Source organism: Lutispora thermophila DSM 19022 (assembly GCF_900142105.1).
Classification (GTDB): Bacteria; Bacillota; Clostridia; order Lutisporales; family Lutisporaceae; genus Lutispora; species Lutispora thermophila.
Genome location: NZ_FQZS01000014.1, coordinates 1 through 20,552, shown reverse-complemented (window position 1 = coordinate 20,552; position 20,552 = coordinate 1). Strand labels below are relative to the sequence as shown.

The following is a 20,552-nucleotide window of genomic DNA, read 5'->3' as shown; positions in this document are numbered from 1 at the left end:
GCCAAAGATTTCATCATAAAACTCTAATTTATGTTGCCTTGAAAAACTTCCGTAGCTCCACCTTCCATAAATATGCAACTTTTCCCATCCCATTGTATAATGAGATCGCCTCCTCTTAAATGTACCAATACCCTATTGTCAAGAAGGCCATTTATTATACCTGCAGCAACACTGGCACAAGATCCCGTGCCACAAGCAAGAGTATAACCTGCTCCTCTTTCCCAGGTTCTTAAAATTATCTCGTTTCTACTCAATATTTTTACAAAGTTAACATTAGTTTTTTTGGGGAAAAATGAGCTGTTCTCTATTAGCTTCCCTTCTCTTATTATATCTTCATCAACCAATTGGTCTTTAAATATTACCGTATGGGGTACACCCATTAGCATGGCTGTTATGTAATATTCTAGATTATCAATTTCTATTTTAGAATTTTTCACCATTTCACATTCAATACTACATGGTATAGCTTTTGGGTCAAGTATTAGTTTTCCCATATTAACTCTAATACTTGTAACAACTCCATTTTTTACTTCAATCTCAGAAACAATTACCCCAGCCAGAGTTTCTATGTTAATTATGTTTTTTCTCACAATCCCCTTCTCGTAAACATATTTAGCAAAGCATCTTATTGCATTACCACACATTTCAGCCTGGCTTCCGTCAGAATTGTATATGAACATCTTTATATCTTGTTCTTCACTATTTTCTACTAAAAGAATACCATCTGCTCCTATCCCGAAGTTTCTATGGCAAATGTTTCTAACATCGTCTGCACTTAAATGTATTTTATTATCCCTGTTGTCAAAAATAATAAAATCATTGCCAAGACCATGATATTTATAAAAAATCATACTACCTTTTCCTCCTGTCAAGCTCTTATTGTGTATTATAGCATACAGAATTTATATAACATATATTTGCTTAGAATAATATAATGGAAAACTCAATTTATGAACTTGATAATTTTATATAATACATAAATTTGCCCAATTTTATGCTTTACATTATAATAAAATTTATCTATTTAATTTATTTTGTTATAATCTTAATTAGCTTTATATAATCTATGAGTTTTATGGAGGTATAAATATGCCCTTTGACGGTATAACAGTGAATTCTTTGATTTGGGAACTGAATAACACTATATTAGACGGAAAAGTAGAAAAAATATATCAACCTGAAAAGGATGAAATAAATATAAACATCCGAAACAATAAAACAAATCACAAACTGGTAATTTCAGCCAGTTCCATGTATCCAAAAATGCATCTATCAGAGATATCAAAAACCAATCCTGTTGTTGCTCCTGCATTTTGCATGCTGTTAAGAAAACACCTTACAAGCAGCAGGATTATAAGCATAAAACAACCTAGCCTAGAAAGAATCATTGAAATAACATTTAATTGCATGGATGAAATGGGTTACAGTATTGAGAAATCTTTAATTATTGAAATAATGGGACGTAACAGCAATATTATATTTGTTGACAGCAATAGCAGGACAATAATTGACAGCATTAAAAGAGTAGGTAACGATATGAGCAGCGTAAGAACTATACTACCGGGTTTTAAATACGTATATCCTCCATCATCAGACAAGAAAGATCCCCTTACAATCAATGATGAATACTTCATATCAGCAATAAAATCCGAATCCGGAAGCATTAAAGCACATAAATATCTGGTTAAAACCTTCTATGGTATAAGCCCCATCATAGCACAGGAAATATGTTTAAGAGCCGGTATTGACTCAGACAATGACATCAAAGAATTAAGTATTGATGAAATCAAAAAGCTTTTTTCCCATTTTCATTCCTTAATGGAAGAAGTAAAAAACGGTAAATTTTCACCAAACATAGTTAAAGAAAACTCAAAGAATATTGACTTTTCCCCTGTAGAACTAAGCATCTATGATTGTTATAAAAAAATTAAATGTGACAGTATAAGCAAAGTAATTGAAGAGTTTTATTATCAAAAAGATCTTCAGGATAGAATTAAGCAAAAAACCAGTGATCTAAGCAAAATAGTAAAAACAAAGCTTGAAAGAAATGAAAAAAAGCTATCCATATTGGAAAATGAACTTTCGGAAGCAGAAAATTCTGAGTACTACAGGCTATGCGGAGATATTATAATGGCAAATCTTTATAGACTTGAGAAAGGTCAAGATAAAGCAATTCTGCCAAATTTCTATGATGAAAACTACGCAGATATTGAGATAAAATTAGATCCCAGGCTTTCACCAAGTGATAACGCTCAAAAGTATTATAAGCAATATAACAAATCAAAAGCAGCTCAGAGTTTTATAAAAGAACAAATTAATCAAGTTTTAGATGAAATTGTTTACCTTGAAAGCATACAAGACAGCTTGAGTAAAAACCTTGATGAACATGAAATCAACGAAATAAGACAGGAATTGATACAGGAAGGTTATATAAAAAGCAATAAAGAAAACATGAAGAACTTAAAGAACTCCAATAGGCCTTCAAAACCCATGCATTATGTATCAAGTTCAGGATTTGATATATATGTAGGCAAAAACAATACACAAAATGATTATTTAACACTGAAATTTGCCTCTTCAGATGATATTTGGCTTCATACCAAAGACATACCTGGTTCTCATGTTATATTGAAGACTGATGGAAAACAACCTGATGATGATACTTTAAAAGAAGCTGCCAGCTTAGCAGCTTATTACAGCAAAGGCAGGCTTTCTTCCAACGTGGCCGTAGATTATACCTTTAAGAAAAATGTAAAAAAACCCTCTGGTGCAAAACCTGGAAAAGTCATATACGAAAAACATAAAACAATCTATATAACTCCTGATGAAAATATGGTGAACAATATTAAGAAAAGCGGTCAATAAAGACCGCTTTTCTTAATCCGCTTAGAACTTGATTATTCCTAAAGTGTTCAAGAAAACAATGAACACTGCTATTGGAGCAATTACTTTTACCATAAGAGTCCAAAAACCTCTTGACTTGAATGGGAATTTACCGTTTTGTGTAATTTCAGCAATTGCATTGTCTATACCCCATACATAACCTATGAATATGCACATCATCAATCCGCCTAAAGGCAGCAGTATGTTAGAAGTGATAAAGTCAAACAAATCGAAGAAATTCTTTCCGAATATCAAAACATGTGATAATGGACCCATTGATAAGGAGCTCAGTATATTTAGTATAAAAATAATCCCTGTCAATAACCAAGTAGCTTTAGTCCTGCTCCATTTGAATTCATCAATACAGTACGCAGCACAAACTTCAAGAAGGGATATAGATGATGTTACTGCAGCAAATAAAACCAATATGAAGAAACACAATCCAAATATTGTACCAAGAGGCATTTCTGCAAATATTGATGGTAATGTTATAAACATAAGACCAGGCCCTGCTCCAGGTTCGTAGCCAAATGCAAATACTGCCGGCATAATTGCAAAACCTGCCAATAAAGCTACTGCTGTATCCATAAAAGGAACTATAAAAGCATCCTTTGCAAGATTTTCATCTTTGTTGAGGTAGCTTCCATATGTTATCATACAACCCATTCCCAAGCTCAATGAGAAGAAAACTTGGCCTAAAGCTGCAACTATAGTAGAAGGTGTCAATTTAGAAAAATCAGGTGTCAAGTAAAATGCTAAACCTGCTCCTGCTCCAGGAAGAGTCACTGATCTAATAACAACTACAACAAGAAGAACAAACAAAGCAGGCATCATTACCTTACTAAATTTTTCAATACCACCGGAAATTCCTCTCCAAACAATATAACCTGTAAATGCTGCAAATACTAGAGTCCATATTAAAGGTTCAGCAGCTGAACTTATAAAGCTTCCAAAGAATTCTGAAGCATTGCCTTTTACACCACCAAATAAGAACTGTATGATGTATTTAATAACCCATCCACCAACAACATTATAAAAAGATAATATCAAGAATCCAGCTAAAACACCACAGGCTCCAACCCAAGTATATTTCTTATTGAGCTTTTTATAAGCACCTAATGCATTTAACTGTGTAGCTCTCCCTATTGTCATTTCACCTAACATAATGGTGTATCCTACAAAAACAACAATAAGTAAATAAATAAGTACGAATGCTCCTCCACCATTCATGCCAGCTAGATAAGGGAATTTCCACAAGTTACCTAAACCTACTGCAGAGCCAGCAGCTGCCATAATAAATCCAAAGCTTGATGCCCATGTACCTCTGTTCTTTTGCTCCATTGATACAACCTCCTTCTTTTTTATAATTGACCATATCCCCACGAGTTTCTTGAACAATCCTAAATGAAGAGAAGCAAATAAATCTCTCAATTATAGAATTGTTTTGATCTTAGTACAGAGTACCCACTCTTTGTACTTTCAACACAAGTCTTTAAAATACAATATCAATAATAGTTTTATCACCACCTCCTTCAAAATTTATTGTTATATTCTACATACATAATAATTTACCTTCTTCTTTTTTCTAAATTTTTTAAGTTTTCTGAATTAAGTTGATTTACTGCAATATTTTTGTAATTGCTAATTTATTAGAATTTTCAAAATAGATATGTTGTTGAAATTATATAACATTGTTTTACATGTTTCAATAATTGTTAATTAATTAACCCTTTCATCTTAACCTTTAATATTGGCAAGTTTTATCATTTTATTTTGCATATATAAGCAAGCAAAATAAAACCTCATTTGATATTTGCAATCAAAAAATAATTTTAATAATACCTTGCATCTAATTTATATTTTTATATGCTTTGTCTTATTCATTATTTTTACCACAGTATTTCGTAATCCAATGGGCTTTAAATAATGTAGAACTATAATTTCTATGGATTAAAAAAATGAGTAGCTCTTCACTACTCATTTTTTGTAAGTAAAACTATATCTCTTCCGTCAATTTCTTTTAAATTTACAATTACCTTTTCATTTCTGGATGTAGGCAGATTCTTGCCAACATAATCAGCCCTTATAGGAAGTTCTCTATGGCCTCTATCAATCAATACAGCTAACTGTATACAAGCAGGCCTCCCATAATCCATAATAGCATCCATAGCTGCTCTAACTGTCCTTCCAGTGTATAAAACATCATCTACCAGCACAACTTTCTTATCTTTTAGGTTCAATGGAGTAATATCAACTTTAGCCATAGATATATCATTTGCCACATCATCTCTATAGTTGGTAACATCGATTTCCGAATGAGGAATATCTTTACCTTCAATTGACAAAATTTTATCAGCTAATCTTGAAGCCAGTGGAAAACCACGAGTTTTAATACCTAATAAGCAAAGATTCTCTACACCCTTATTCTTTTCCACTATTTCATGGGCTATCCTTGTTAAAGCTCTGTCAATAGCTTTTTCATCCATCAATTCATTTTTTACAATCATCATCTCGCCTCCATGCTAAATAATAAGAAAGTCTACCAAAAGGTAGACATAATCGCATACTAAATGCCCCCTTCCTCGTCTCACAGGACTAGATTAAAGGATATTTTAATAATGTTATCATAGACAAAATGGTTTGTCTATACCCTGCTTCTTAACTTATCTAAAACCTCTTGAAAATACCCTGGCAACGGTGCTGTAAACTCCATATATTCCTTTGTTCTTGGATGCACAAACCCCAAAAGCGCCGCATGAAGCAGCTGTCCATCAAGCTTGAACCTTTGCTTTTTATATCCATATACCGGATCTCCAACTACAGGATGTCCAATATATGCCATATGAACTCTTATCTGGTGCGTTCTTCCTGTCTCCAGCTTGGCTTCTATCAAAGTATTTGATTCAAATAGCTCTATAACCCTGTAATGAGTTATTGCATTCTTGCTGTTTTTATATACAACGGCCATCTTTTTACGATCAGCAGGATCCCTTCCAATAGGTGCATCAACTATGCCTTTTTCCACCTTTAGTCTACCTTCCAACAATGCTATATATTTTCTTTTTATTGAATGCTCTTTAAGTTGCTGAGCCAAATCCATATGGGCTTCATTTGTTTTTGCCACCACAATTATACCCGAAGTATCCTTATCGATCCTATGTACAATACCAGGCCTTATAACTCCATTTATACCTGATAATCCATCACATCTTTTCAAAAGGCCATTTACCAACGTACCGCTATAATTCCCATGAGCAGGGTGAACCACCATACCCTGGGGCTTATTTACCACCAGTAAGTCATCATCTTCATATACAACATCGATATCAATATCTTCCGGTTCTATTTCTAATTCTACCGGATCAGGCAATGTAACATCTAATTTTTGTCCTGTACTTAACTTGTAATTAGCCTTCCTTGCTTTGCCATCAATCTTAACCATATCATCTTCAATAAGCTTTTTAAAATAAGTCCTTGAATAACCTTGGATTTTTTCTGTCAAAAATACATCCACTCTTTTGCCATTATCTGAATCCAATACTTCCAAATTTATAGTTCTCATACTAACCTCACTATAGACTTATGTTCTTATTAAATAGCAATAATCCGCATAGCACTATGGCTCCACATACGATGGCTGAGTCGGCCAAATTAAATACAGGGGGGAAAAATATGAAATGAATATAATCAATAACATAACCTAATCTTATTCTATCTATCAGGTTTCCGATTGCTCCGCCAATTATAAAAGCCAGGCAAACAGTCATGGCTATATGCCTTTTATAAAGTTTAAAAACATAATAGAAAAGTATTAAGCATACTATGAATGTAAGAATAATAAATACCCATCTAAACCCTTTAAATAAACCGAAGGATATTCCGGTATTTTCTACATATGTAATATAAAGAAAGTTCTTTAAAACTTCTATACTTTCATAAGGCATTATTTTTTCTACAACTCTTATCTTGATTATTTGATCAAAAAAGATAACTGCTCCAATAATAATCAGTGAATACAAAAAAATACCCCCCTTTATCCTAGAAAAGATTATATCATATGAAAAGGTAAATTGCGATTACTATTCTAATTGTTTTCTATACTGTTCATTGCTTATGGATTCCACATCCTCCACATAACCCATGCTGTCATCCTTTGAAAATGGGTTATCTGAAGTAACATCATTATACACATTAACATCCTGCCAAGCATCTTCGCCGTCATACATTACGCTATCTTCTAATGAGTTATCCCTAAAGGATCTCCCAAATGGAGGTGTCAAAATTTGCTCTTCTATAGGTCTTCCCTTCTCCTTATCTTCAGCTTTCAGAGGTAAATCCTCTTCACATGATATGCATAGTCTGGCATACGGAATTATATCAAGCCTTTCTTCCGCAATTTCCTTACCACAATTTTCGCATATTCCGTATGTGCCATTTTCAATTTTTCTCAATGCTTCGTTTACCTCTCCTATCACGTACTTATCATTAGTCCTAAAGGAAAAATTCTTTTCTGCTTCAAAAGTCTCTGTACCTAAATCTCCCGGGTGGTTATCATAAGAAGATAATTCACTGGTGTTATCTCTTATGGACTCTCCTAGACCTAAACTATCATCATTAAGTGATTCTTCCCTTTCTCTTCTAATGTCCATCAATTTATTTTTCAAATCCATAATCTTTTCTCTATTCATTGTCCAGCCTCCTACAAATGGTCTTGTACAATCTTTACTATTTCTGCAATAAACCCTCCGATAAAGGGTAGATTCAACATAACCAAAGCCCTCATAAAATATAATGCAAGAGCTCCTAAAACAGTAAAACCAATGGCCATACCAAAACCTCTTGCCAATCCAGCAATGAAATTATTCAAAACCATCCTCCCTGGTTTTGACATCATTTCAACATACTCACCTAATTTCGCTTTTTCTAGGGTAAGAGCTATCTGTTCAACTCTTTCTTCTTTCATTTTTATTCCTCCCAAAATATTATGCCCAAAAAAAATTTTTTTAGCAATGGGCTGAGATTCCGAAAAGGTTTAATTTTACCAAAAGAAGCTGCAAAAAAAGAAATAACATGGTGCTTCAAACCATATTATCTCTAAAAAACTTACTACCGTTCAAAATCCAATTTAATTTCTTTTGAATGAGAGTACTTTTCCTATATATCTTTAAAATAGGATTCAAGATTACTTAACTCAGACTCTAAAAATGTCTTATACCTAGTTTTAAAAATTTGCAATTGCTTCTTCAGCTCTTCGTATTCTCTGTTAACATCAATAACACTTTGATTTGCATCCTCAATTATTTTCTTTCTGTTTTCCTCCGATTCCCTAATTATCATTTCTGCTTCTTTTCTGGCGTTTGCAATTATATCTTCAGAAGTCTTTTGGGCTATAATCAACGTGCTTTGCAGAGTTTTTTCTATTTCTGCATAACTTTCAAGCCTTTCATTGATAGAGTTTAGTTTATCCTTTAGTTCAATATTTTCTTTATATAGTTTCTCATAATCGCTAACTACCTTATCTATAAACAAATCTACTTCTTCTTCACTATAACCCCTAAATCCCTTTTTAAATTCCTTGTTACGTATGTCCATAGGAGTCATCATACATATAACCTCCCATTCGTCAGATGTACTTTTTGATTGCTACTTTAACCCTATCCTTTTTAGTTGACCCAACCACATTGCTTAACTGTATGCGCCCTTTTCCTCTCCAGGATATTACATCTCCTTCTTTAATATCTTTGGAAGAAGATATCTCCGGCTTCCAGTTCACAAATACCTTAGAGCTTCTAATGGCTTCAACTGCTCTTGTCCTTGATACCCCAAAACCTGCTGCCACAACAGCATCCAATCTTAAAGAGGCAATGGTAGCATATAGAATTTTGCACTCCTTGGAAAGCTCCGGCAAAATATAGCAGTGCTCTATATGAACAGTTGCACTTCCAACCTTATCAATGCTCATTATTAGGTAATCAACAATATCTTTATGTACACAAACATAAGCTTCCTGGTCCTTTTGTATAATATCCCCAACTTTATCCCTTCTTATGCCAGTTCCCAATATTGAACCTAATATATCTCTGTGGCTCACTTTTTTCGGAGATTTCCAGCAAATATGAAGAAAACTAATAGGAAATGCATTTTTATTAAAACCGTCATACTCATTAAAAATACCGCAAATCTTTCTTTCGGCTTCTTCATAGCCGCCATAAAACTCCATTGATATGCCTTTTACATGTTTAAAACTATCAGATATTAATGCTTGCTGCCTTGGATCTAAAAAATCAGTATAACTTTCGGTCATACTCTTATCAGTTTTTTCTATCAGATCCTCCAACCTTCTGATAAGCAGCTCATCAGCATATTTTGATTTAACATCTTCCATATTCTATAAAGCCCATAGAATGTTTATTAGAGAAGTTTCTATCAATTGCAAAACCAAATAGGCAATCAATGGTGAAAAATCAATCATGCCAGTATTTAAGCCAGTTCTATCCATAAGCCTTCTGAAGGGCTCCAAAATGGGTTCTGTAAGCTGATAAATAATATTAACAATACTATTATAAGGGCTTATTCTTAACCAAGATAACATTACATTAATAAAAATTAATACATAAATTACACTAAAAAATTTCTTGACTGACCAGATAAGTATACCTTTCAAAAACATCACTCACAATCATTTATTTTAGCCAATCCATGAACTTTTCAAAATCGAAGCTTTCTCCTTCCATATCACCGATACTTCCTAAAATATCAACATTTGGTGGAGCAGCAACCACAATGCCGTTTGATACCTTTTGAATGTTGCCGTCAATTGCATAAACAGCTCCACTCACAAAATCCACCATTCTTCTTGCAATATCTTTGTCTAAATTTTCAAAGTTTATAACTACAGGTTTTTTATTTTTTAAATTATCACATATATCCTGAACATCTTCATAACTTGTGGGTTCAATAAGTACTAGCTTCATTTGACCACCTGGAGTAGGCATACTTACCACATTGTTCTTCTTAACAGGCTCCAATACGGGTCTTTGTACTACAACTTCTTCCATTTCTTCTTCTTGCTCATCAGCATTTTCACCTATACCCATAAAGTATAATACTTTATTCATTATTTTCCCTGCCATTAGTTAAACCTCCCATTAATTTTTATTATATACTCTTTTTCCAAATATACCTGTACCTACCCTGATCATATTTGAACCTTCTTCTAATGCTATTTTATAATCGTTTGTCATACCCATAGAAAGATACTTCATTTCGACATTTGAATACTGATTGTTTGATAATTCATCAAACTTTTTCCTTAAGGCTCTGAATATAGGTCTGGTTTGTTCCACATATTCATAATTGGGTGCTATAGTCATCAATCCCTGTACTCTAATGTTTTCAAGTTTTGAAGCATATTCTATATGACTGTCCACTGTTTCCATTTCAATTCCAAACTTCGTATCTTCACAGGCTACATTAACTTGTATTAATATATTTGCTATAACTCCTGCCTTTATAGCTCTTCTATTTATCTCATCCATCAACTTCATGCTGTCAACAGAATGAATAAGCTTTACTTTATCTATTATATATTTTACCTTATTTGATTGCAAATGACCAATTAAGTGAATATTGGAAACATCCTTCAATGCCTCATACTTGTCCATTATTTCCTGTACCTTATTTTCTCCAATATCAGTAATGCCTGAACATATAGCCTCCCTTATTCTTTCTTCATCAATTGTCTTAGTCACTGCAATAAGAGTCACTTTATCAGGATCTCTTCCCTGTTTTCGACAAATATCTTTTATATCATTCCTTACGACTTCAATATTCTCACGTATGGAACTCAATTGAATCTATCCTCCTTTATTACAAAACCCTTTGATTTGGTTTGACTTTGCCTGTATCCTTTACAACCTCATCATAGACCTTTATTGTACCGCTGTTTCCGGAAACAGCATTTTCTTTATTTTCAATGTTCTTTATCAAAGCATAGCCATTTTCGGTTGCAATAACTTCAGCTGGAACAAATTTCACAATACCTTCTCTAATAATATAAACGCCTTTTTGGTTATCAATTTCTACTACACTCTCTTCACTAACTAAAAATCCTTCGAATTGATTTGTTATGACTTTAACATCTGCTAAACGCATATTATAATAGTTTTGCATATTATCTGTAGTTTCAAAAGAAACTAAAACCTCACCGTTATCCGGTTCAGATATGTATTTTATTTTAGCTCTTACCGGTACACTCTCATAATTTTTAAAAGCAATTTGCACTTTCTTTCCTTCTTCTAAGCCTTTCAACTGCTTTTCTCCAATTATCATGCATATGTACCAGGAAAAGTTATCTATAATCTTTACACCACTGTGCTTAGCATCCTTATTATTATCATCCTTTAAGGAGTTAATGACACTCTTCACGTCTTGGACACTAAACTTTGCAATATTCTCCGGATTTAAATTTTGCTCCAGCCCATCAATGTTATAGCTCACAATACCTGGGCTGCTGGCATATATTGTATCCATATGTTCATTATATAATTTTTGAAGCTGTTCCTTTTCTGCCTTCAATTGATTCAGGTTTTTTCCCGAAAAACTTTTGTCACCAGAAATTAGAGACTTTTTATTCAGATCAGATGACAGCTGTTCTTTAACTTCTGATATTTTTTCAATATTGCCCTGGTTAGAAAGAACTTTTATATACTCTATCTTTTCATCTATATTCTCCTTTAGTTTCTCACTATCACCTTGAAATAAATTGATTTCACTGCTATTTTCAATCTCTTTAATTCTTCTTTCCAGATCATTTATCTTTAACTGCAAATCATCCTGTTGCTCTTCGCTTTTAACAATATCTGCAAGCTTTTTACCAAAAGATACTCTTTCTCCCTCATTTACTTTGTTTATTACTTGTGCATTCCCTGGAAAACTATAAATATGTTCATTTCTAATCACTATTGCTTTTGCCTCAAAATAGTCTTCCATTTCACCATATTTTATTATTTCAGTATCAATGCTAAGAAAAAAGTATCTATATATATAAAATCCTGTTATTATAAATAAAATAAATGGAAATATCGAAAGCGAAGAAGGTTTCTTATTTTTTTTCATGCCACATACTCCCTCAGGACAATAATTCTGGTTCACATAACCTGTTATTATATTTCTCCATTTGTTTTTTATATCCTGCTAGTAAAAACGAAATATTAAAATTAGTTCTCTATTACTAATCAAAAACAAATTTTAAGTATAAAACCTAATTAAAATGAGGGTTGAAATTTATCCTTATATGTGTTATAGTTTTAAATGTGGTTGGAACATCTGGGTGTGGCGCAGCTTGGTAGCGCGCTTGAATGGGGTTCAAGAGGTCGCAGGTTCAATTCCTGTCACCCAGACCATTAATAAGATAGTAAAATCCAGTAACCGCAATGGTTAGCTGGATTTTTTATTTTATCATTTTAAATTATAAAACCATGCAAAAACACATCAAATTTAACACGTAACTAACAAGTAACTAACACTTTATTGGACCTGGCAACTTAGTAATAAACTTTGCATATTGGTTGCCATAGTTAATAATATTAAGACTATGGAAAGGTTTAAGATTAAGACCTTCCTGAATAGAGAACGGTTGTAATTCTTCTTCTAGTGCTTTCAGATTTTCTTTTTCTGTCCCGGCCAATAACATATACGAACAACCGGCGGATCTAATAGCATCATGAAGCTGCCTAAACTGCTTCAAATAATGAATTGTAAAATAAAAGTCTACTCCAAATTTTCGAGCTTCCGTAATTATATTACTTACTAAAGCTGCTGCTGTTGGTACTTGATGTATTTCATCAGTAATGACATGACAGACTCTATTATGATTTTTGCGTTGTAAAGCAGCTAGCCATATCCTTGACATATAATATGTTACTAAAGTATCTTTTATTGATTTATTTGTAAATGTAGATTCAGGTATTTGAATTAAAATAGTCCTCCCTTCATCCATCCATTTTGCAAAATTCTGTTCATAATTCACTTGTGCTTTTAGCATCTTTTTTAAGTATATATCTCTGTTTAATGCTGAAATTCTATTAACTATTCCGATTATAAGATGTTCTCTGGTACCAACTATCTTTCCATCTGAATCTCTTTCATGTAAATCTTGAAGATCATAGAATACTTCATCATCTTCAGTAAAACATCCTGAGTATTTTGCAAGTCTTATATATTCATTTCTCACTTGCCAATTCTTTAAACATTTAAAAACATCATCTAAGGTTTTATCTGGATGAATAAATACTACCATTGATGCAGCATTTAAGTATCTTAGCATAGGTGCTGTTAATGGACCTGTTTCTGCATCTGTTACAGAATTTATCAAATACTCACTCTGTCTTGATAGTATATTTGCAACCTTAAGCCGTTCCCATGGATCTTTTCCCGGTTGCATCTCTGGATATGCAAGTGCTGATAATTTTATGTGGTCTGCAAGGTTTATTTTTATTGCATCTACATATTTGCTTATTGATTCAGACAAATCACAATCCTTTATAAAATCAAAAACTATTACCCCATCATCTTTACGATTTGCATCTATACTAAATTTTTTAGTGTATTCACTTTTGCCGGAACCCATTGGACCTATAACGACTTTAGGCAGTGATAAAATATTTTTATGATCTGGCCAGTAGGTTGTCTTGTTTAATCCTTTATATTTAGCTACTCCTATAATTATATTTCCGTGCTGTAACTCATTAGGAATTTCAATCTCTCTAGTATCTATATTTTCTAAATTGTAAATCTCCTGATAAGCTTTTGTTGGTAATTGTATAATCTGACCAAGTTCTGCAGCACTCAATATATTTTTATTAATGTCAAATTTAATTTGCCTTTTTTGAATATATCTCAAATACTTATTAGTATTTTTTATCCTTTTTTCAATTAGTTTATTATCTTCGTCAAGCCCTTTGAAGGCTATTATAAGACTTCTTATTATACTTTCCTGCCTAATAGAATCTTTGGAATCTGAAACAATTCTAATCTGTGTATTAAATCCGTTCCACTTGCTTTTTCCTAATGTGTTATTTGATAATCCATTTCTTAATATTTGCTCATATTCGATGCTATTTATATCTTCAAATTCCATTTCTTCATCAGTAAGAAAAAATGAAACTGTTGATAACGCTGCTTCAATTGTCTTAATTCCACCTTTGATGATACCCTCTTTTATGTTTCTCTTATTCAGTTCAATTCTTCTCGGTACATAGCCGTTATTAAAGTCTTTTATAGCTGCTTCGCATGATCTGAACCAATCGTATGATTCCGGCTCAAAAACTACTTGTATTAGTACCTTATCATCATCTTTTAATAGTTTCATTGTTTCAAGGATTGCTGGCAAAGGAGTTAATCCTCTCTTATCTACTTTTAGACTCATAAAATAGTGATGCTTCATGTTAAGTTCAATGATAACAGGATTCTTGAATTGAACGGCTTTAGTTTTTTCTTTTGTTGTTATCTTTGGCCATGTTAAATTGATTTCTGTTTGTATTGCTGACTTGATTTCATCCGGGAAGAATAAGTAGAATTGTGCTCCTGAAGTACTTAACTCTATTTCATATGCAATTTGATATTGAGGTTGTATTTCTATATAATCTTTTGTGATTCGTAGCCTCTTCATTGGAGATCTAAAGAAATGAATATTATTTATTAATGTATCAGTATTTTTATTGTCAATATTTATATCTGGGATGAGCTGTAGTCTCACGGTATCATCACCTTACCTACATCTTTTAATATAATCATGAGTCCTGGTAAGAATTGCATCAATAGATATCCAACAACAGCCCACTTAATAACTTCCATACCTCTTCGTTTTTGACCTATCATTATAGTGAGGACCCCAAGGGATATTACCATAAAAGCCAACGGATAACTTACAGCTTGCAAAAGTTGTATTATTGGGTTGAATGCATTTACTATCCTATCGAACATTATAATCTCCCCTTTATTATTATTCGATATAATCCTTTTAGAATGAAATATATAGAACCTGTGAAAGTTAACATAAACAACACTTTTAATGCCAATTTTATCCTCCTTTGATTAAATATCTTTATAATCGCTGGTAAAACTATAGTTGAGGTGATAATTATGTTGGAAATTGGTGCAGGTTTAGTATTACTGGGAGTATCTATGTTGTTATCAAAATTAATTATTTTATAGAAACATGCATTTTTTATATATCTGTCGCATATGCTTTAGCAAAAGCGTTTGCTAAAGCAATTAGCCCCACTATATGCCATCAAGAATATCAAGTATTCCACTATGTTCAACCTCGGAATTTTCCGGGGTTTTAATTTTTTGTTCCTTATTCTGCAAGTAGAACTTCAAAGCATCTTTAATGAAGTTAGATTTATCACCTTGACTATTCACCAACTCATATAAGTCCCTTTCCCGTTCCTTAAATGAAACTAATATCTTTGCCATAATGCTTCCCCCACTTTCTTGAAACCTATTGCATTTGCAAACTGTGCATTGGGTACCAATACTGTTCTTGGTATTTTTCGCTCAATTATATCTTTGAAAAGATATGCTCCACCACCAGCTATAATGTGCTTACTGGTCTTAATTGGATATTTTAGATACAACTCTCTATATATGGCCTCAATATGATCTGCGATAATTGCCTTTATAAACGATAGATCCTGTTTTTCTCCATATATCTGTAGACCTTTTCGCAATATAGTTTCTCCATCTTCAACCTTCAGAGCTAACTCATATCGTGAGTTTATGAGATTGATTATTTTTGAATACAATGTCAATGTGCCTTCCATAATAGTTGAGTATCGAGTGAGTTTCCACTTTTTATTAATCTGTTCAAATAAGGCAAAGTCCACAGATCTCCCGCCTATATCAGTTATAACCACTGTATTATAATCTTCATACTCCCTGCGGTCTATCATGTAAAATACACCTGCAGCCTGTGGAAATACCTCAGCTTTTGTTATTGACAGGATGCGCTTTTGTCGGTTATATTCCAGCTCGACTCTCCTATTACTCAGTAGCATTTCTTTAAGCTGTCCCCTCTGAGTCTTGTATAACCCTATAGGCAAACCTGTTACTACTTGGTATTCCTGATGTTCTCCAGACTGTGCCAAGGCTGTGAGGATACATACCCTAGTAAGCTCCTTATTTACCTTGTTAAGCTCTACCTCTATGTTTCCTTCACCCACCAAATATGATTTACCATCAATTTTTACTTCTGTGCTCTCACCTATCATATAACTTTCTGTACTTATTTTTGATGGGAATATACTTCCTTCGCTTGTCTTTGTATGGCTGTATCCTTGGTCCACGCCAATGATCATATATACTTTTACCTCCTTTTATATAGATTTATATACTGCTTTTCTGCTACTTCGGTAGTATTTGTATATACTTATTAGGAAATTTATATATTTATGCGTGTCCAGTTACAAATTGTAAAAATTTTTCTAATCAAAGACATAAAAATAGCACCTATTCCAGGTGCCATATATCTTCTACTTTCTTATTAAGCTTTTTTGCTACTTCAAGAGCCTTTGGTAATGTTGGGGTACTACCCTTTTCCCATTTCAGGTATGTATGCACTTCTACCCCTAACATATTTGCAAATTCTGTCTTAGAGTCCATTTTGTATTCTAATAGCCTAATATTCCGCAGCTCACATTTTACCCCCATCCTACCACCTCATCATTAGTATAATATGGAATTTATTCTATATTTGCTCTAAAAAACCTTTTAAATTACCTGTTTTTTTACAAAATTAATCTAGACGCATATATTGACTTATAGAAAGATTTTTCACTTTGGTAATGTTTATATATTCCCATGCTTGTTATGTCTTAAATATGAGGAAAATATGGGGCCAATTTTTTCATATGTTTTCAAAAATCGAGTAGGAGGTAGGTGATTATTTCACCTACCGACCTCTCACACCACCGTACGTACCGTTCGGTATACGGCGGTTCAATAAGATTTAATGTACTAGCTTATACCTTTTATAGATACTTGTATATCCTATCTTTTCAAGATATACATTCGTTAGAGATGTACTTAGAATTGGACTATTGGAAATCCTCCAATAGCTTTTCCTGGTATTGGCGTATTGCCATGCTTTCTCTTCCGAAGCTCCAAGCTTTTTAAGATTGTAATACTTGGTCTTTATCTTCTTCCACTGTTTCCAAAAGCACATCCTTATTCTTCGCCTTATCCACTCGTCCAGTGATTTCACTAATCTAACCATGTCTGCTATTCCAAAATAGTTTATCCAGCCTATTATGAGTTGACGAAGTTTCAATAGCCTGTAATCCATACTCCATCCATTATTTCTTTTAGTAATTTCCTTTATTTTAGCTTTGAACTTAGCAACAGATTTTTCATGTACTTTTATTCCTGTTTTTTCATTCAGTTGGTAGAATGTGAATCCTAGAAATTTTCTTTTCCATGGCCTGTCTACTGCACTTTTCTCTTTGTTTACTTTGAGCTTGAGTTTATCTTCTAAGTATTTTGTTATGCTCTTCATAACTCTTTCTCCAGCTTTTCTGCTTCTGACGTATATATTACAGTCATCCGCATATCGACAGAACTTATGTCCCCTTCTCTCAAGCTCCTTGTCTAGTTCATTGAGCATGATATTTCCAAGTAATGGACTGATTGGACTTCCTTGCGGACATCCTTCCTCTGTTTCCATCACTATTCCATTTATCATTACTCCGCTTTGTAGAAATAGCCTTATTAGTTTCAGTACCCTTTTATCCTTGATTTCTCTCGCTACCAGTGCCATAAGTTTATCGTGGTTTACTGTATCGAAATATTTAGCCAGGTCTATGTCTACTACCCATTTGTATCCTTGTTCTATATATTCTTTGGATTTTAGTATGGCTTGCTTTGCATCCCTTTTTGGTCTAAAGCCATAACTACTGTCCGAGAATATATTTTCAAATATGGGTATTAGTATTTGTGCAGTAGCTTGTTGTATCATTCTATCAATTGCTGTAGGTATTCCAAGTAATCTCTTTCCTCCATCAGGTTTTGGTATTTCTACCCTCCTGACAGGGCTTGGACGGTATGTCCCTTCCAATATGCTTGCTTTTAGGGATTCACCATTTTGCTTAAGGTATGGCAGAAGTTCATCCACCTTCATTCCGTCAACTCCATGGCTTCCCTTATTGGACACAACTTTCTTGTATGCTAGGTTCAAGTTGTTTCTGTCCAATATCTTTTCAAGTAAGTTATTGGCGTATTGCTTTCCATCGTCTTCTCCATTCTCAAATGCCGAGGAAATGCTATGCGCTCCCATATTATCTCGGAGTTCCACTCCTACATCATATGTCCAGCCTTCCTTATATGAAGTTTTCTGCAGTCTTCGTATTTCCTTCGAATTTTTCAAATTTCCAAGACCTCCTATTGTTCAGTCCTTCCCAAGGCATTCATGACTACCTTGGTACTATGACTTCTGCTGACTTCTCATGATAAATCTTGTTTCAACCGTGATTCAAATTTCATTTCTTCACGTCCATGAGGCCTCCCCAGGTAAGAGCACAAGCTTTCCCTCCATATATCTGCTACATTTACTTTGCCTGTTTCGGATAGCTATTGGGCTTTGTTTTGTCATGCAAACTCACCCACAGACTTAAGCCTTATATGTAGTTCGTGTTCCTCAGACCGGAGTTTTGCCGCCGACTTCCTTCAGATTCCACCTCACGGTGGACACCCTTGTCTTAAGCTAACGGTTGGCGCTATCAACCCCCGTATCGGACTTTCACCGACTAGCTTGCGCCCATGCTGGGCGCACATAAAAAAGGGTAGCCGAAGCTACCCTTTTATCTGATCTCTAATATTATGAAATTCTGTAACTCTTTTAACACATTTATCAAAAAAGCATACTAATAAAACATATAATAAAATTATCACATATGTAGGCACTCCAATTTCAATATTTGGATAAAAGATCTTTATGATATATAAAGCTGTACTTGGTACACATATGCAAATAGCAAAAAATAATAAACCTAATCCAAATAGAAGATTTATTTTCCCTTCTCGTCTTCCTTCAGCCTTCATAATATGTTTAACTCCATTTTTTATTAATGACCAGAAATTTTCATCATTTTTCTTCATTTTATCATTCCTTTGTTAAGCATTATGGAATAAATTGAAGTAGCAGCCCATCCAATTCCCATCATCAATGTAAATACATATATAATAGGGTGAGTTATATAAAAACCTGTTCTATAGTAAATAATCATAGCAAAAAGAGAGCCTATAATAAAAACTAGTGAGTACAATAAAAACGATATTTGCTTTTCCATAAGTTCACGCATTTTAATACTATTCATACTCACTACCTCCATCTCTCTTTTAATTATATCATATGAAGAATGTAATGTATCATTTCCTAATTTATTATAATATAAATCCGCATTGGTGGTGCTATTTAAATTTTGATTGAAATAAATGTATCCACTAGTACATGATTTCTCTTTTGCCTTCTGTTCGTGAAACTTAATACTATCCTTATTATTGTTATTACTTGTATTTTCCTCAACTTTTATTAATTTTATTTGAGCTTTATAGCCTTTAGGCACATTTACTTCAATCGTAGTATAATCATCATCTGCATAATAATCCGTAATTTCATTATTTATGTATTTATATTTTTTATTTTTTGAGATAGGTGAAACATTATTCATATAAGTCACCCACTACTAGATCATTATATAATTTTGACTGTTTTAAACTAATTTCTATAGCGGATCTTATTATTGATTTCAATGAACTACATTTAATATTACCTTCTTTATATAAATCTATATCAAGAATAATTTCATTTCTATTGCAGTGTTTTACAGTCTTTCCATCTGTAACTTCTATTAATTGGGTATTGCTTGGTCTTATTGCTACATTAACCTTAAAATCGTCGATAATAGATGAAAATACTATCGTACAATTAGATACATCTTTTCCATAATATAATTCCTCATTTTCAAAGCTTCTAAAGAAACTCCTTTTTTATCATGTCACTTGCAATTTGAAGCGTGTCAACTTCAACGCCCCAAAAAGCTCTAATACCAACTCTGCTCATTTCATCTATATCCAAAATATTATTAACTGTTTCTGCAAACTTAGTAGAATTATTTTTAAAAAATTCTGGTGAAGTTGGTTCATCAATATCAAAACTATATCTCGAATCCTCAATTAAAGAAATAATACGCTCTTCTGGATTAGATAAGTTAAACGCATTAGCATTAGTGTTAGTATAGTTTTGTAGACACAGAAATTCGAACGATTTAAAATAAGAAGTGAAAGGAAGTGTCTACAATGGGAAGAGGTCAAAAACATTACACCAAAGAATTTAAAGATACTATAGTAGAGCTATATAATTCAGGAAAGCCGCTAGCAGATTTAGCTCGTGAATATGGCATACCAAAATCAACAATGGTGACATGGTTAAACAAAGCCAAACCAGTAGTAATTGATAAAGATAAAACCGTGACAACAGCCGACTATCAAGTCATGTTAAAGAAGATAGCAAGGCTAGAAGAGGAAAATGAAATACTAAAAAAAGCCATGGCCATATTCGCGAAAAAGTAGATTCTATATTTAAATTCATAGATGATAACAAGGACAAGCAT

The 20,552-nt window shown here is 33.1% G+C and carries 23 protein-coding genes and 1 tRNA gene; 3 read left to right on the top strand and 21 right to left on the bottom strand.

The window, feature by feature from the left end; all coding sequences use genetic code 11:
• Positions 1-23: 23 nt before the first annotated feature.
• On the bottom strand, positions 24-851 hold the full coding sequence (gene dapF, locus BUB48_RS10725; RefSeq protein WP_073026239.1) for a diaminopimelate epimerase: 828 nt from the start codon (positions 849-851) through the stop codon (positions 24-26).
• A 238-nt stretch (positions 852-1,089) separates the two neighbouring features.
• Here dapF and BUB48_RS10720 point away from each other — a divergent pair, with 238 nt between their 5' ends.
• Entirely contained in the window at positions 1,090-2,865 is a 1,776-nt protein-coding gene (locus BUB48_RS10720; RefSeq protein ID WP_073026238.1) for an Rqc2 family fibronectin-binding protein, read from the top strand.
• Between the two features lie 21 nt (positions 2,866-2,886).
• On the opposite strand, the gene BUB48_RS10715 is transcribed toward BUB48_RS10720, so the two are convergent.
• The 12 genes from BUB48_RS10715 to BUB48_RS10660 form a co-directional block, all read right to left on the bottom strand.
• Positions 2,887-4,224 (bottom strand): sodium-dependent transporter, encoded by a 1,338-nt coding sequence (locus BUB48_RS10715; RefSeq protein WP_073026237.1) that lies wholly within the window; start codon positions 4,222-4,224, stop codon positions 2,887-2,889.
• A 632-nt stretch (positions 4,225-4,856) separates the two neighbouring features.
• Complete coding sequence (gene pyrR / locus BUB48_RS10710; RefSeq protein ID WP_073026236.1) at positions 4,857-5,390, bottom strand: bifunctional pyr operon transcriptional regulator/uracil phosphoribosyltransferase PyrR; 534 nt, start codon at positions 5,388-5,390, stop codon at positions 4,857-4,859.
• Positions 5,391-5,527: 137 nt separating this feature from the next.
• On the bottom strand, positions 5,528-6,445 hold the full coding sequence (locus tag BUB48_RS10705) for an RluA family pseudouridine synthase (RefSeq protein ID WP_073026235.1): 918 nt from the start codon (positions 6,443-6,445) through the stop codon (positions 5,528-5,530).
• 10 nt (positions 6,446-6,455) lie between these two features.
• Positions 6,456-6,908 carry a signal peptidase II gene (gene lspA, locus BUB48_RS10700; protein ID WP_278308957.1) on the bottom strand — a complete coding sequence of 151 codons (453 nt, stop codon included), beginning with the start codon at positions 6,906-6,908 and terminating at the stop codon, positions 6,456-6,458.
• A 54-nt stretch (positions 6,909-6,962) separates the two neighbouring features.
• Positions 6,963-7,571 (bottom strand): TraR/DksA C4-type zinc finger protein, encoded by a 609-nt coding sequence (locus tag BUB48_RS10695; protein WP_073026233.1) that lies wholly within the window; start codon positions 7,569-7,571, stop codon positions 6,963-6,965.
• An 11-nt stretch (positions 7,572-7,582) separates the two neighbouring features.
• On the bottom strand, positions 7,583-7,846 hold the full coding sequence (locus tag BUB48_RS10690) for a DUF5665 domain-containing protein (protein ID WP_073026232.1): 264 nt from the start codon (positions 7,844-7,846) through the stop codon (positions 7,583-7,585).
• 191 nt (positions 7,847-8,037) lie between these two features.
• On the bottom strand, positions 8,038-8,487 hold the full coding sequence (locus BUB48_RS10685; protein WP_073026231.1) for a DivIVA domain-containing protein: 450 nt from the start codon (positions 8,485-8,487) through the stop codon (positions 8,038-8,040).
• Positions 8,488-8,506: 19 nt separating this feature from the next.
• On the bottom strand, positions 8,507-9,268 hold the full coding sequence (locus BUB48_RS10680) for a YlmH family RNA-binding protein (RefSeq protein WP_073026230.1): 762 nt from the start codon (positions 9,266-9,268) through the stop codon (positions 8,507-8,509).
• Between the two features lie 3 nt (positions 9,269-9,271).
• On the bottom strand, positions 9,272-9,553 hold the full coding sequence (locus tag BUB48_RS19140) for a YggT family protein (RefSeq protein WP_073026229.1): 282 nt from the start codon (positions 9,551-9,553) through the stop codon (positions 9,272-9,274).
• A gap of 13 nt (positions 9,554-9,566) precedes the next feature.
• The gene (locus BUB48_RS10670; RefSeq protein WP_073026228.1) at positions 9,567-10,016 is read right to left on the bottom strand and encodes a cell division protein SepF; all 450 of its coding nucleotides are present in this window, start codon (positions 10,014-10,016) and stop codon (positions 9,567-9,569) included.
• A gap of 15 nt (positions 10,017-10,031) precedes the next feature.
• A complete protein-coding gene (locus BUB48_RS10665; RefSeq protein ID WP_084524515.1) occupies positions 10,032-10,733 on the bottom strand; it encodes a YggS family pyridoxal phosphate-dependent enzyme in 702 nt (233 codons plus the stop codon).
• Between the two features lie 19 nt (positions 10,734-10,752).
• Positions 10,753-12,000, bottom strand: coding sequence for an HlyD family efflux transporter periplasmic adaptor subunit (locus BUB48_RS10660; protein WP_073026226.1), 1,248 nt, complete (start codon positions 11,998-12,000; stop codon positions 10,753-10,755).
• 210 nt (positions 12,001-12,210) lie between these two features.
• Here BUB48_RS10660 and BUB48_RS10655 point away from each other — a divergent pair.
• Positions 12,211-12,287 (top strand) — tRNA-Pro (locus BUB48_RS10655).
• 116 nt (positions 12,288-12,403) lie between these two features.
• On the opposite strand, the gene BUB48_RS10650 is transcribed toward BUB48_RS10655, so the two are convergent.
• The 8 genes from BUB48_RS10650 to BUB48_RS18560 form a co-directional block, all read right to left on the bottom strand.
• Complete coding sequence (locus BUB48_RS10650; RefSeq protein ID WP_073026225.1) at positions 12,404-14,641, bottom strand: hypothetical protein; 2,238 nt, start codon at positions 14,639-14,641, stop codon at positions 12,404-12,406.
• Positions 14,638-14,868: a hypothetical protein gene (locus BUB48_RS10645; protein ID WP_073026224.1), complete on the bottom strand. Its 231-nt coding sequence runs from the start codon at positions 14,866-14,868 to the stop codon at positions 14,638-14,640. The genes BUB48_RS10650 and BUB48_RS10645 overlap by 4 nt, the downstream gene beginning before the upstream one ends.
• 300 nt (positions 14,869-15,168) lie before the next feature.
• Positions 15,169-15,363, bottom strand: coding sequence for a hypothetical protein (locus BUB48_RS10640; RefSeq protein WP_073026223.1), 195 nt, complete (start codon positions 15,361-15,363; stop codon positions 15,169-15,171).
• A complete protein-coding gene (locus tag BUB48_RS10635; protein ID WP_073026222.1) occupies positions 15,348-16,244 on the bottom strand; it encodes a ParM/StbA family protein in 897 nt (298 codons plus the stop codon). The genes BUB48_RS10640 and BUB48_RS10635 overlap by 16 nt, the downstream gene beginning before the upstream one ends.
• 151 nt (positions 16,245-16,395) lie before the next feature.
• Complete coding sequence (locus BUB48_RS10630; protein ID WP_073026221.1) at positions 16,396-16,596, bottom strand: helix-turn-helix transcriptional regulator; 201 nt, start codon at positions 16,594-16,596, stop codon at positions 16,396-16,398.
• A gap of 298 nt (positions 16,597-16,894) precedes the next feature.
• Entirely contained in the window at positions 16,895-18,307 is a 1,413-nt protein-coding gene (ltrA, locus tag BUB48_RS10625; RefSeq protein WP_073026220.1) for a group II intron reverse transcriptase/maturase, read from the bottom strand.
• Between the two features lie 425 nt (positions 18,308-18,732).
• A complete protein-coding gene (locus BUB48_RS10620) occupies positions 18,733-19,038 on the bottom strand; it encodes a hypothetical protein (RefSeq protein WP_073026219.1) in 306 nt (101 codons plus the stop codon).
• On the bottom strand, positions 19,035-19,610 hold the full coding sequence (locus BUB48_RS18560) for a hypothetical protein (RefSeq protein WP_242944201.1): 576 nt from the start codon (positions 19,608-19,610) through the stop codon (positions 19,035-19,037). Before BUB48_RS18560 ends, BUB48_RS10620 begins: the two co-directional genes overlap by 4 nt.
• 628 nt (positions 19,611-20,238) lie before the next feature.
• Here BUB48_RS18560 and BUB48_RS10610 point away from each other — a divergent pair.
• Complete coding sequence (locus BUB48_RS10610; RefSeq protein WP_073026218.1) at positions 20,239-20,511, top strand: transposase; 273 nt, start codon at positions 20,239-20,241, stop codon at positions 20,509-20,511.
• Positions 20,512-20,552 lie beyond the last annotated feature (41 nt).